Raw genomic sequence first — 11,955 nt, forward strand, 5'->3', positions numbered from 1 at the left:
CGGTTGGTTATGACAGACACCGAACCCACGGCATCGAGGGTTGCGAGCATCGACGATCAAGATGCGTTGTTCGGCGCATCAGAGACCGCCGCGGAATGACGTTGGCTCCGCTAGTGCAAGACCAGCATGTCGCCCGATGAAAACGAAATCTCGGCCTTCTCGCCGACCGCCGGTGGCGGCGTGGCCGAGTTGTTGAATGTGTCGAGCGACACCGTATTGCCGCCGATGCCGACGCGGACCCGGATCACCGAGCCGAGGAAGTGCACTTCGGATATCTCTCCGGTCAGGCTGGAGTCACGGCCGGGCTGGCGGCCGAGCGAAATCGCCTCGGGCCGCAGCGCCAGCGACAGCGTGTCGCCGGACTTCGAGCCGTTGAGCTTGCCCTTGAGCGAGACTTCCTGCGTGTTGACCTGAACCGTGCCGGCCGCGGCATCGGTGACCTTGCCTTCGAGCACGTTGAGCGTGCCGACGAAATTGGCGACGAATTTGGTCGCCGGCCGGTTGTAGATCTCGAACGGCGTGGCGACCTGCTCGGCCTTGCCGCCATACATGACGGCGATGCGGTCGGAGATCGACAGCGCCTCTTCCTGGTCATGCGTGACGAAGATGGTGGTGATGCCGAGCTTCTTCTGGATCGAACGGATTTCCTCGCGCAGCGACACGCGCACCTTGGCATCCAGCGCCGACAGCGGCTCGTCGAGCAAAAGCAGCTTCGGCTTCGGCGCGATCGCACGCGCCAGCGCGATGCGCTGCTGCTGGCCGCCCGAGAGCTGGTAGGGATAGCGGTCGGCCATCTGCGGCAGCTTGATCATGTCGAGCATCTCGGCGACGCGCTTGTCGGCATCGGCCTTGTTCATGCCGGCAACCTTCAGCCCGAAGGCGATGTTCTGCGCCACGGTCAGGTTGGGAAACAGCGCGTAGGCCTGGAAGACCATGCCGACATTGCGCTGGTTGGGCTTCAGCCGCGTAATGTCCTTGCCGGCGACGACGATCTTGCCGGCCGACGGATCCTCGAAGCCGGCAACCATGCGCAGGACGGTGGTCTTGCCGCAACCGGACGGTCCGAGGAACGAGACGAACTCGCCCGGCTCGACATCGAGGCTGAAGTCCTGGACCACGGTGTTGGAACCGTAGGACTTTCGCACGTGCTGGATGGACAGGAATGGCTCGGCCATGGCTTTTCTCTCAGGTCAATTCGGGCGGTTCGACGACTTCGGCGCGAACCGGGACAGGATCTGGATGAGCGACATACAGCCCCAGGTAATGGCGAAGGCGATGATGGCAAGGGCTGCCGGTTCATAGGCGCGGTTCGCGCCGATGTTCTGCAGGTACGGCCCAAAGGCCGGGCGGTTCAGCAGGCTGGCCATGGTGAACTCGCCAATGACGATTGCGAAGGTCAGGAAGGCACCCGACAGCACGGCGATCAGCACATTGGGCAGGATGACGCGGCCGATGATCGTGCCCCAGCCGGCGCCCAGGATCTGCGCTGCTTCCGTCAAGGTCCGCACGTCGATGGTGCGCAGCCCGGTATCGACGGCACGATACATGTAAGGCAGTGCCAGCGTTGCATAGCCGATCACCAGCAAGGCATTGGCGCCCATGTTGCTGCCAAGGAACGGCAGCGGCGAATTCGAGCCGTACATCCTGATATAGCCGAAAACGATGACGATGGCCGGAATGACCAGCGGCAAGAGCGTGATGAATTCGACGACCGGCCTGAGCTGCGGCAGACGCAGCCGGATCCAGTAGGCCGCCGGCACGACGACCAGCACACCAAGGATGATGGTGAAGATCGCGGCGACCACCGAATACAGGAAGGTCGACTGGAAGCGCGCGTCGCCCAGCACGATCTGATAGGCATCGAAGGAATGGACGCCGCGGCGCATGCGCAGCGAGAATTCGACCGTCGCCGCCAGCGGGATGAAGAAATACGCCGCACCCACGATGAAGACGACCCAGGCCCAGAATTTTCCCGACTTCATTTCAGCCACCTTTCGGAGCGAGTCCGGAACCAGATGTAGAAGACATTGGCCAGGCCGGTGATGACGATCATGCCGAAGGCGATGGCGTAGCCGAGCTGCGGATTGTGCAACACGTCGCCATTGATCTGCGAGTAGAGCTTGATGGGGACGATGTTGAGCGCCGGGCCGGCAAACGCGTAGGCCGTGGCAATGGCGCCAAAGGCATTGGCGAAGAGAAGAATGACGGTGCCGAGGAAGCTCGGCCATATCACCGGGATGACCACCATGCGCCAATACTGCGCCTGCGTAGCGCCGAGCGTGGCCGCCGCCTCGCCCCATTCCTTCTTCAACCCGTCGATGGCCGGCACGATGATGACCACCATCAGCGGGATCTGGAAGAACAGGTAGACCGCGATCAGGCCCGATGTGGTGAGGAAATTGAAGCCCATTGCGTAGATGTTGATGTTGAGGACATCACGCAGAAGCGTCGTGACGATGCCGACGCGGCCGAGCGTGGCCAGGAAGGCGAAGGCCAGCGGCAGGCCGGCGAAATTCGAGGCGACTCCGGAGAAAGTCAGGGTCGCGGAGCGCGTCCAGCTTGGCAGTCCGCCGCGCACGATGGCGATGGCTATTGCCAGCCCGGCAAACGCGCCGATGATGGCCGACCAGAAACTGATCTTGATCGAAACCCAGTAGGAACTGCTGATCGACGGATCGCTGACCAGCTGCAGAATGTTGTCGAACGTAAGCTGACCATCACTGTTCTGGAAAGCCCCGATCACGAGATAGATCGTGGGCAGGATCAGGAACATCAGCGCGAAGATGAAGAAGGGCGCCACGCCGATCCATTGCGTCGGCAGACGAAATGCGGTCGCCTCGTTGGGCGGCGCGGGCTTGGAGGCAATCGTTCGATTTGAAAGCGTAAGATCGGTCATGCGCCGGCTACCGTCTTCGAGGAAAGGCCGGGCGGCCTTGCGACCGCCCGGTGGATTTCAAGTGCTACTTGACGTTGGCGCCGACAACGGCGTCCCAGTTCTTGCTGATGGCTTCCTTGGCCTTGCCCTGCTCGTCGAGCGTCGGGAACGCGGCGGCGGCATAGGATTCCGCCGGCGGCAGCTTGGCCAGCACATCCGCCGGGATCTTGCCGTTCTTGGCGAGATCGTTGAAGCGGATCGGGTGGCAATAGCCCTTCAGCCAGCCGATCTGGCCTTCGTCGGAATAGAGGTATTCCATCCACAGCTTGGCAGCGTTCGGGTGCGGCGCGAAGGCGCTGATCGCCTGCACGTAGACACCGGCGACGACGCCCGTCTTCGGCACGATGACGTCGACGGGCGGGTTGCCCTTCAGCGTGTCGCGGCCAGCAAGCGCGTTGTAGTCCCAGTTGATCAGGATCGGCGTCTGGCCCTGGGCGAGTGTTGCCGGCTTGCCGACGACCGGGACGAAGTTACCGGCGGCGTTGAGCTTCTTGAAGAAGTCGAGGCCAGCCTTGCCGGCGGCTTCACCGGCAGCGGCGCCCGTCGACAGGCCGGAGGCGTACACCGCCTGGATGGCCTGGTTCGAAGCACGCGGATCACCGGCGACGGCTACGGCGTTGGCGAATTCCGGCTTCAGGAGATCGGCCCAGTCCTTCGGCGATTCCTTGATCAGGTCCTTGTTCACCATGAACGACAGAACGCCGTAATAGTCGCCGTACCAGGCGCCATCGGCATCCTTGGCGCTGTCTGGGATCGAGTCCCAGGTCGACACCTTGTAAGGCATCAGCAGGCCGTCGGCCTTGGCGGTCGGGCCGAAGGACAGGCCGACGTCGATGACGTCGGGAGCCTGCGGGCCCTTGTTGTCCTTGTTGGCCTTGATCGCCTCGACCTCGTCGCCGGAGCCGGCATCGGGGTTGAGCTCGTTGATGGTGATTTCCGGATACTTCGCCTTGAAGCCGGCGATGACGTCGCCGTAACCGCACCAGTCATGCGGCAGCGCGATGGTGGTGAGCTGGCCTTCAGCCTTCGCGGCCTTGACGAGATCGTCCAGCGAAGCCGCGGACGAAATCACCGACGACACCATAAGGGTCGCGGCCGAGAGGGAAAGCACCTTCCCCGTGAATTTGAACATGTGTTCTCTCCGTTGAACTGACGCCGTTGGACGCCTGCGATGCGGTATCGTTTTCATGTGACAGCCAGATGAAAGCTTTATGAAACCATTGGCCGGCAGCAGAAAAAGTTAACTCTTTTTAACGGGCTGTAGCAATTAGCCATCACTTATTTTTCCGGCTAATCACTTTCCGCCTTGCATTTCATCCTTCCCCCTTGGTTAGCCCTGAATTTCCAGATCAATTTTCGGCAATGACGATGCCGTCAGATCGTGCCGGCGATAGCGTTTTCCAGCAGCGTCAGCGCTGCCTTCTTGGTCAGCTTGACCGGGTTGCCGCCAGCCGTCGGATCGACCACCGCCATGTCGGCGATCAGCGCCTTGCGCTTCTTGTCCATGTCGAGCCCCTTGATCAGGCCCGGCAGCGCGTGCGGCACCTTCAACTCCTTGCGCAGCTTGATGATCGCCTTGGCGAACCCATCGAAGCCGCCCTTGATGCCGCAATAGGCGGCGAGCCGGGCGATACGCTCCTCGATGGAGTCACGGTTGAAGGCGAGCACATAGGGCATGAACACCGCGTTGGTCATGCCGTGATGGGTGTCGTAGAGCGCGCCGATCGGATGCGACAGCGAGTGGATGGCACCCAGCCCCTTCTGGAAAGCGGCGGCGCCCATGGCGGCGGCACTCATCATATGGGCGCGCGCGACCAGGTCCTTGCCGTTGGCATAGGCCTTCGGCAGGTTCTCGAACACCAGCCGGATGCCCTCCACCGCGATGCCGTCAGCCATCGGATGGTAACCCGGCGCGCAATAGGCCTCGAGGCAGTGGGCAAGCGCATCCATGCCGGTGCCGGCGGTGATGAAGGCGGGCATGCCGACCGACAGTTCCGGATCGGCGATGACGATCGCCGGCAGGAGCTTCGGATGGAAGATGACCTTCTTGGTGTGCGTCTCCTCATTGGTGATGACGCCGGCGCGGCCGACTTCCGAGCCGGTGCCGGCCGTCGTCGGCACGGCGATGATCGGCGCGATCGCATCCGAATTGGCGCGCGTCCACCAGTCGCCGACATCCTCGAAATCCCACACCGGCCGCGTCTGGCCGGCCTGGAAGGCGATCAGCTTGCCGAGATCGAGCGCCGAGCCGCCGCCGAAGGCGATGACGCCGTCATGCTTGCCCTTCTTGTACACGGCGATGCCGGCGGTGAGGTTGGAATCGACCGGGTTGGGCTTCACCTCGGAAAACACGCCGTAAGGCACCTTGGCATCGTCGAGGATTTTCAGCGTCGAAGCGACGACCGGCAGTTTCGCCAGGCCCGGATCGGTGACGAAGAGCGGCCGCTTGATACCGGTGGCCGCGAGCACCTCAGGCAGTTCCTGAATGCGCCCGGCGCCGAAGCGGACAGTGGTGGGGTAGTTCCATTTGGAGATGAGCTTGGACATTTTTGTCTTTCGATAAATCAGATGGCTTCGCGCAGGTGGAAGGATTTCGGCCGGGTCAGATTGTCATAGCCGATGGCCGACAGTCCCGCGCCCTTGCCGGTGTCCTTGACGCCGGTCCAGACCAGCGCCGGATCGAGATAGTCGCAGCGGTTCATGAACACCGTGCCGGTTTCGACGCGGTTGCCGATCGCCACCGCGTGTTCGGTATCGCGGGTCCAGATCGAGGCGGTCAACCCATAGGCGCTGTCGTTCATCAGCGCGATCGCCTCCTCGTCATTGCGCACCTTCATGATGCCGACGATCGGGCCAAAGCTTTCCTCGCGCATGACGCTCATCTGGTGGTCGACTTCGGTCAGCACTTCCGGCGCGAGATACGGCGAACCGGCCTTGTCGTCAGCCACCTTCATGTTGATGTGCGCCTTGGCGCCCTTGCGCAGCGCTTCGGCCTTTTGCTCGCGGATCAGGTCGGCAAAGCGCGCCTGCGCCATCGGCCCCATCGTCGTTGCCTGTTCCAGCGGATTACCGACGACATAGTTCTTCGTCTCGGCGATGAAGCCTTCGACGAATTCGTCATAGACCTTCTCGTGCACATAGACGCGTTCGATGCCGCAACAGCACTGGCCGGAATTGTAGAAGGCACCGTCGACCAGATTGGCAACCGCATGGTCCATCTTGGCGTCGGGCAGCACATAGGCCGGGTCCTTGCCGCCAAGCTCGAGGCCGAGCGTCATGAAAGTGCCTGCCGCCGCCTTTTCGATGGCGCGGCCCCCGCCGACCGAACCGGTAAAGTTCACATGGTCGATCTTGCCGGAACCGAGCAGCTTTTCGGTCTGCGCATGGTTGAGCACGACATTCTGGAACACGCCCTTTGGCAGGCCCGCTTTGTCGAAGGCCTGTTGAAAACGCTCGCCGACGAGCAGCGTCTGCGCCGCGTGCTTGAGGATGACGGCGTTGCCGGCCATCAGCGCCGGCACGATGGTGTTGACGGCGGTCAGGTAAGGATAATTCCACGGTGCGATCACCATGACGACGCCGAGCGGATCCTTCTTCACATAGCGGCGAAACCCATCCTTCGGGTTTGAGGCCGGCACGGATTTCAGCGCCTGTTCGGCGATCTCGACCATGTAATTGGTACGTTCCTTGACGCCGCCGAACTCGCCGCCATAGCGCACCGGCCGCCCCATCTGCCAGGCGATCTCCGGCACGATCTCGTCGGTCATCGCCACCAGCGCTTCGAGCATCGCCAGCATGTACTTGCCGCGCTCGACGATCGGTACCTGCGCCCACTTCTCCTGCGCCGCCTTGGCGCGCTCGACCGCGGCATTGACCGCCTGGTCCGTTGCCACGGGCCGCTCGGCGTAGATCGAGCCGTCGATGGGGGATTTCAACTTGACCGTTTCGGTCATTCCTTCAGTCCTCGCACTTCATGAAATCTTGGGTTTGACGCCGCCCGCCATCCTGCGATGGCCAGGGGGCGGCGCCGACACTGCTTAGTACCGCTCAAACCCCCTGTGCAGTTCCCAATCCGTAATGCGGCGGTCGTATTCGAACTGCTCCCATTTGGCGGTGTGGACATAATGCTCGAGCACGTCCTCGCCGAGCGCCTGTTTCAGCATCTTCGACTTGGCCAGCGTCTCGGTGGCGTCGCGCAGCGTCTTCGGAATCTCAGGCAGACGAGACGCCTGGTAGGCATCGCCGACGAACGGCTTTTGCAGTTCGAGCTTCTCGTCGATGCCTGCGAGCCCGGCGGCGATCAGCGCCGCGAAGGCGAGATAGGGGTTGAGGTCGGCGCCGCCGATGCGGCATTCCATGCGGATGCCCTTGGTGCCCTCGCCGCACAGGCGGAAGCCGGCGGTGCGGTTGTCCTCGCTCCACATGATCTTGGTCGGCGCGAAGGTGCCGGCCTGGAAGCGCTTGTAGGAATTGATGTAGGGCGCCAGGAACCAGGTGAACTCCTTGGCGTATTTCAACTGCCCCGCCGCCCATTGCTGGCCGAGCGTCGACAGCGTCCAGTCCGCCTTCCTGTCGAAGAACAATGGCGTCTTGCCGTCGGCGCTCCACAGCGAATTGTGGATGTGGCTGGAGTTGCCGGCGAGCCCGTAATTGTATTTGGACATGAAGGAGATCGCCTTGCCTTCGGACTCGGCGATTTCCTTGGCGCCGTTCTTCAGGATGACGTGGCGGTCGGCCATGTCGAGCGCCTCGGCATAGCGCACATTGATCTCTTCCTGGCCCGGGCCCCATTCGCCCTTGGAATTCTCGATCGGGATGCCGGCGGCTTCCATCTCGTTCCGAAGCCGGCGCATGACACCTTCTTCCTTGGTGGTGATGCCGATCTGATAGTCGCCGATATAGGGCGAGGCGGTATCTAGGCCCTGCCAGTGCTTCTTGCGGGCGGAATCATAGGTCTCGTTGAACAGGTAGAATTCGAGTTCGGAAGCGAAATAGCCGATATAGCCGCGCTCGGAGAGCCGCTTGACCTGCTTCCTCAGGATGGCGCGCGGCGAATGCGGCAGGTCGTCATGGGTGTGGTGATCGAGCACGTCGCAGATCACGAGCGCTGTCTTCTCCAGCCACGGAATGCGCCGCAGCGTCGCCAGGTCCGGCTTCATGACGAAGTCGCCATAGCCCTTCGACCAGCTTGCCGCCTTGTAGCCGGGCACCGGTTCCATATCGATGTCGGCGGCCAGCAGATAGTTGCAGCCATGCGTTTCGTCATGCGCGGAATCGACGAAGTACTGCGCCAGGAACCGCTTTCCCGCCAGCCGCCCCTGCATGTCGACGATGCAGGCCAGCACCGTGTCGATCTCACCGCTGGAGACCGCCTTCTTCAACTGATCGAACGAGAAATTTCCGGCCATTCCTGTGGCACTCCAGCGCTTGGTCATTGAAAGGGATAAATGAAACCATGGCCGGCACGTGCCGGCCATGGCCTTGATAGGAGATGTCAGTGGCCGGTTTCGCCGACCGCCTGTTCCGCTGCCTTGATCGCTGCCTGGCGTGCCGCGATGATGTCGCCGAGCGGCGGGCCCTGGAAGCGGTTGCGCTCGAAGCCGAACCAGACGATCGCCGTCAGGATGAAGAAGCCGACGGTGATGTAGAGCGCCCAGTCGTTCGGCGGCTGGATACCGATGACGAAGATCAGGATCATCGACACGATCGACAGGAAGGCAAACAGCATGAACACGCCGCGCCCCATGTTCCACGGCCCCATCTTGTCCCACTTCGGCGTGCCCCAGGCCAGCATGCCGAGCACGATCGGCACGGTGAAGGAAAGGAACAGGAAGATGACGGTGCAGGACACCACGATGGTGTAGGCCGAGGTACCGGCGACCGAAACCAGCGTCGAGCCCCAGACGAACAGCACCGACAGGATCGACGCCGTCCAGATCGCCGCCACCGGCGTGCGATAGGTCGGGCTGACCTTGGCGAGTGCCGCCGAGCCGGGCAGGCCGCCGTCACGCGAGAAGGCGAAGATCATGCGCGATGCCGACGTCACCGTGGCCAGACCGCACAGCAACTGCGACACGAACACGACGAGATAGACGAATTCCTTGACGCCGGGGCTGACGCGCTGGTCGAAAGCCCAGAAGAACACGTTCCAGCCCTGCTTGGCGGCGTCGTCCATGTTCGGGATCATCAGCACGAAAGCGACCAGGAACAGATAGCCGAAGAGCGCCGACCAGACGACCGACATCACCATGGCGCGCGGCACGGAAGACGCCGCCTTGATGGTTTCTTCGGACGTGTGTGCCGAAGCGTCGTAGCCGGTGATCGTATAGATCGGCAGCAACAGGCCAAGTGCGAACACCCAGGCATTCGAAACCGACGGCCAGACACCGCCGCCTGCGTCACCCGAGTAGTTGTGGAACGTGAACAGGCGGCTAAAATCCCAATGTTCGGCCGAAATCAGGCAGACCACCGCGATCAGGATCGCGCCGAAGAAGATCAAATAACCCGAGAAGTCGGTCAGCTTTGCCGTCAGCTTGATGCCGAGATGATTGATCAGCGCCTGCAGGCCGGTGACCACGACCAGGAAGATCATCTGGTTGGTCAGCGTGCCCTCGATGCCGAGTGCCGGCCCGAAGGCGCCGACGAAGAACGTCCAGGTGCCGACGTTGATGGCGCCGAGCACGGTGATCAGGCCGAGCAGGTTGAGCCAGGCCGTCACCCAGCCGGTGCCGCGGTTGCCGAGGATCGAACCCCAGTGATAGAGGCCGCCGGCCGTCGGATAGGCCGAGCTGATCTGCGACATCGCAACAGCGAAGGTCAGTGACACGAAGCAGCCGACCAGCCAGCCGATGCCGATGCCGATGCCGCCCGCGCCCGACGTGCCTTGCGCCAGCGAATTGATGCCGCCCGACAGGATGCAGATGATGGAGAAGGAAACCGCGAAATTCGAAAAGCGGCTGAGACGCCGCTCCAGTTCCTGGGCATAGCCCATGCTGTGGAGGTGCTTTACGTCCTCCGCCTTGTCAACGTCTGTATAACCCGGTGCTGCCATTGGAAGTCCCCTGTTTGTTTCTCAGCTGGCCGATTGGACTGACTTTCTGACTGAATGCGATCTGGGCCGCGTGGCCTCCTCTGGTTCCAGATCCGAAAAAATGCCTGTGAGCAGATCCGCCCATTTCCGCTGCCCGGTCTCACCGGAGATTTCATCGTTGCGGATTTCGATCATCGCGCAGGGCAACCCGCGCGAGCGCGCATGCCGCTCCAGCGTGAAATAGACGCGATCGGCCGGCGAATAGGGTTCGTTGACACCGACGGTGATGCCGGCAAGTCGCTTGAGCGCCGATATCAGCGGCGACGCCAGCCGGCGATCCTCGTCATGGATGATGCCGATATGCCAGGGCCGGTCGTGACCCTTGTAGACCGGCGTGAAAGAATGCACGGACACCAGCCGGGTCTCCTGGCCGCGCGCCAGCCGTTCCTCGACGATGCGTTCGATGGTGCCGTGAAACGGCTGCCATGATAGGGCGATCCGTTCCGCGCGCTGCTTTTCCGACAGGCCGGCATTGCCCGGTATGGATGTCGTCTCGCTGATCGGCGGCACGAGGTCCGGCGCGTCGAGCGGCCGGTTGCAGTCGATGACGAGGCGCGAAATGCGGGTTTCGACCAGCGTCGCATCGAGCGCTTGCGCCATGCGCGTTGCCACCGGCAGCGCACCTGGATCCCAGGCGATGTGGCGGGACAGGTCTTCGGCGGCAAGGCCGAGCGTGCCGAATTCGGCGGGCAGGAAATTGGAGGCGTGGTCGCAGGTCAGCACGAAAGGGCTCGATCCGCCCGGGTTCGTCACCCTCACGGTATCGGACGATGCAAGGCTGGCGGGCCGTGCTTTCTCCATAGTCTGCCGTCCCCGGGGAGCGCTGTATCGTATGTTACGTATTTTGCCTCATTGCGTCCCTATGGATGATTTCATACAGTTTACCCGGCTTTGTCAAATGCGATCTCATGGGCCAAGCCAAGGGGTGGGGGAAAAGATGATTTCCAGCATTGCCGAACTGATCGCCGACCGCATCGGCACGATGCCGGCCGGCGAGCGGCGAGCGGCGCAGACGCTGATCGCCAGCTATCCGATGATCGGCCTGAAGACGGTCGCCGAATTCTCGACCGCGGCCGGCGTCTCCTCGCCAACGATCCTGCGCTTCGTGGCCCGGCTCGGCTTCCAGAACTATCCGGAGTTCCAGTCGAGCCTGCAGGACGAATTGGCGGCGCAGCTGCAGTCTCCGGCCATACGAACGCTCAACCCGCCCTCGCCCGGCGGCGGCACGGTCTCGCCAATGCTGGAAGCGACGCTCGACAATATGCGCGAGACCTTCCGCCACCTCTCCGACAAGCAGCTGACGGACATCGCGGCACGGCTTGCCGACCGGCGTGGCAAGACATTCCTCATCGGCGGCCGCTTCACCGATCCGCTGGCGCGCTACATGGCCGCCCACCTTGCCGTCATCCAGCCCGATGTCTTTCACCTCGCCGGCCAGGAGAGCATGTGGCGCGACCGGCTGATCGACATGGGCAAGCGCGACGTACTGGTGATCTTCGACATCCGGCGCTACCAGGACAGCCTCGTCCGTTTCGCCGAGAAGGCGCATCAGCGCGGGGTCCAGATCGTGCTGTTCACCGACCAGTGGCTTTCGCCGATCGCCCGGTTTGCCCGCCATGTCATCGCCGGACGAACCGCGGTGCCGTCCGCGTGGGATTCCTCGGCCGCGCTCTTCGTCGTCGTCGAAACGCTGATCGGCGCCGTCACCAGACAGCTCGAGGCCGACGGCGCCCGGCGCATCCGTGAAATGGAAGGCCTGCGCTAGCAAGGTCACCAGCCAATCGCATCCGCGCCAGGCGGGCATCTCGAATTCACGTTACCGAGATTTAATGTGCACGATTGCGTGATAATTGCCATAAACCGGTGATACCGGGATGTGGCGTGGCCGGTTTTCGCCGCCAGCCCGTATCGTCGCTGCATCCGCTTCCAC

At 62.6% G+C, this 11,955-nt stretch carries 10 protein-coding genes; 1 reads left to right on the forward strand and 9 read right to left on the reverse strand.

The window, feature by feature from the left end; all coding sequences use genetic code 11:
* Positions 1 to 110: 110 nt before the first annotated feature.
* The 9 genes from D3242_RS16580 to D3242_RS16620 all read right to left on the reverse strand — a co-directional run bounded on the left by D3242_RS16580 (position 111) and on the right by D3242_RS16620 (position 10,826).
* Entirely contained in the window at positions 111 to 1,175 is a 1,065-nt protein-coding gene (locus D3242_RS16580; protein ID WP_019861088.1) for an ABC transporter ATP-binding protein, read from the reverse strand.
* Positions 1,176 to 1,190: 15 nt separating this feature from the next.
* Positions 1,191 to 1,982: an ABC transporter permease gene (locus D3242_RS16585; RefSeq protein ID WP_027047382.1), complete on the reverse strand. Its 792-nt coding sequence runs from the start codon at positions 1,980 to 1,982 to the stop codon at positions 1,191 to 1,193.
* Positions 1,979 to 2,896, reverse strand: coding sequence for an ABC transporter permease (locus D3242_RS16590; protein WP_019861091.1), 918 nt, complete (start codon positions 2,894 to 2,896; stop codon positions 1,979 to 1,981). The genes D3242_RS16585 and D3242_RS16590 overlap by 4 nt, the downstream gene beginning before the upstream one ends.
* Positions 2,897 to 2,960: 64 nt before the next feature.
* Positions 2,961 to 4,067 (reverse strand): ABC transporter substrate-binding protein, encoded by a 1,107-nt coding sequence (locus D3242_RS16595; RefSeq protein WP_019861092.1) that lies wholly within the window; start codon positions 4,065 to 4,067, stop codon positions 2,961 to 2,963.
* Between the two features lie 242 nt (positions 4,068 to 4,309).
* Positions 4,310 to 5,482, reverse strand: a complete 1,173-nt coding sequence (locus tag D3242_RS16600) for an iron-containing alcohol dehydrogenase (protein ID WP_019861093.1) — start codon at positions 5,480 to 5,482, stop codon at positions 4,310 to 4,312.
* Positions 5,483 to 5,499: 17 nt separating this feature from the next.
* Positions 5,500 to 6,888 (reverse strand): aldehyde dehydrogenase family protein, encoded by a 1,389-nt coding sequence (locus D3242_RS16605; protein WP_064980823.1) that lies wholly within the window; start codon positions 6,886 to 6,888, stop codon positions 5,500 to 5,502.
* An 84-nt stretch (positions 6,889 to 6,972) separates the two neighbouring features.
* Positions 6,973 to 8,343 carry a glutamine synthetase family protein gene (locus tag D3242_RS16610; protein WP_064980825.1) on the reverse strand — a complete coding sequence of 457 codons (1,371 nt, stop codon included), beginning with the start codon at positions 8,341 to 8,343 and terminating at the stop codon, positions 6,973 to 6,975.
* An 86-nt stretch (positions 8,344 to 8,429) separates the two neighbouring features.
* A complete protein-coding gene (locus D3242_RS16615) occupies positions 8,430 to 9,986 on the reverse strand; it encodes an amino acid permease (protein ID WP_019861096.1) in 1,557 nt (518 codons plus the stop codon).
* Positions 9,987 to 10,007: 21 nt separating this feature from the next.
* Positions 10,008 to 10,826, reverse strand: coding sequence for an N-formylglutamate amidohydrolase (locus D3242_RS16620; protein WP_038649489.1), 819 nt, complete (start codon positions 10,824 to 10,826; stop codon positions 10,008 to 10,010).
* Positions 10,827 to 10,962: 136 nt separating this feature from the next.
* Between D3242_RS16620 and D3242_RS16625 the strand changes: the two genes are divergently transcribed.
* Positions 10,963 to 11,790, forward strand: coding sequence for a MurR/RpiR family transcriptional regulator (locus D3242_RS16625; RefSeq protein WP_020629035.1), 828 nt, complete (start codon positions 10,963 to 10,965; stop codon positions 11,788 to 11,790).
* The last annotated feature ends 165 nt before the right edge of the window (positions 11,791 to 11,955 follow it).

Source organism: Mesorhizobium jarvisii, assembly GCF_003601985.1.
Classification (GTDB): domain Bacteria; phylum Pseudomonadota; class Alphaproteobacteria; order Rhizobiales; family Rhizobiaceae; genus Mesorhizobium; species Mesorhizobium jarvisii.

Coding starts and splice junctions, on each gene's coding strand:
- D3242_RS16585 (WP_027047382.1), bottom strand. CDS start 1,982: ATGAAGTCGGGAAAATTCTGGGCCTGGGTCGTCTTCATCGTGGGTGCG.
- D3242_RS16580 (WP_019861088.1), bottom strand. CDS start 1,175: ATGGCCGAGCCATTCCTGTCCATCCAGCACGTGCGAAAGTCCTACGGT.
- D3242_RS16600 (WP_019861093.1), bottom strand. CDS start 5,482: ATGTCCAAGCTCATCTCCAAATGGAACTACCCCACCACTGTCCGCTTC.
- D3242_RS16605 (WP_064980823.1), bottom strand. CDS start 6,888: ATGACCGAAACGGTCAAGTTGAAATCCCCCATCGACGGCTCGATCTAC.
- D3242_RS16595 (WP_019861092.1), bottom strand. CDS start 4,067: ATGTTCAAATTCACGGGGAAGGTGCTTTCCCTCTCGGCCGCGACCCTT.
- D3242_RS16625 (WP_020629035.1), top strand. CDS start 10,963: ATGATTTCCAGCATTGCCGAACTGATCGCCGACCGCATCGGCACGATG.
- D3242_RS16610 (WP_064980825.1), bottom strand. CDS start 8,343: ATGGCCGGAAATTTCTCGTTCGATCAGTTGAAGAAGGCGGTCTCCAGC.
- D3242_RS16590 (WP_019861091.1), bottom strand. CDS start 2,896: ATGACCGATCTTACGCTTTCAAATCGAACGATTGCCTCCAAGCCCGCG.
- D3242_RS16620 (WP_038649489.1), bottom strand. CDS start 10,826: ATGGAGAAAGCACGGCCCGCCAGCCTTGCATCGTCCGATACCGTGAGG.
- D3242_RS16615 (WP_019861096.1), bottom strand. CDS start 9,986: ATGGCAGCACCGGGTTATACAGACGTTGACAAGGCGGAGGACGTAAAG.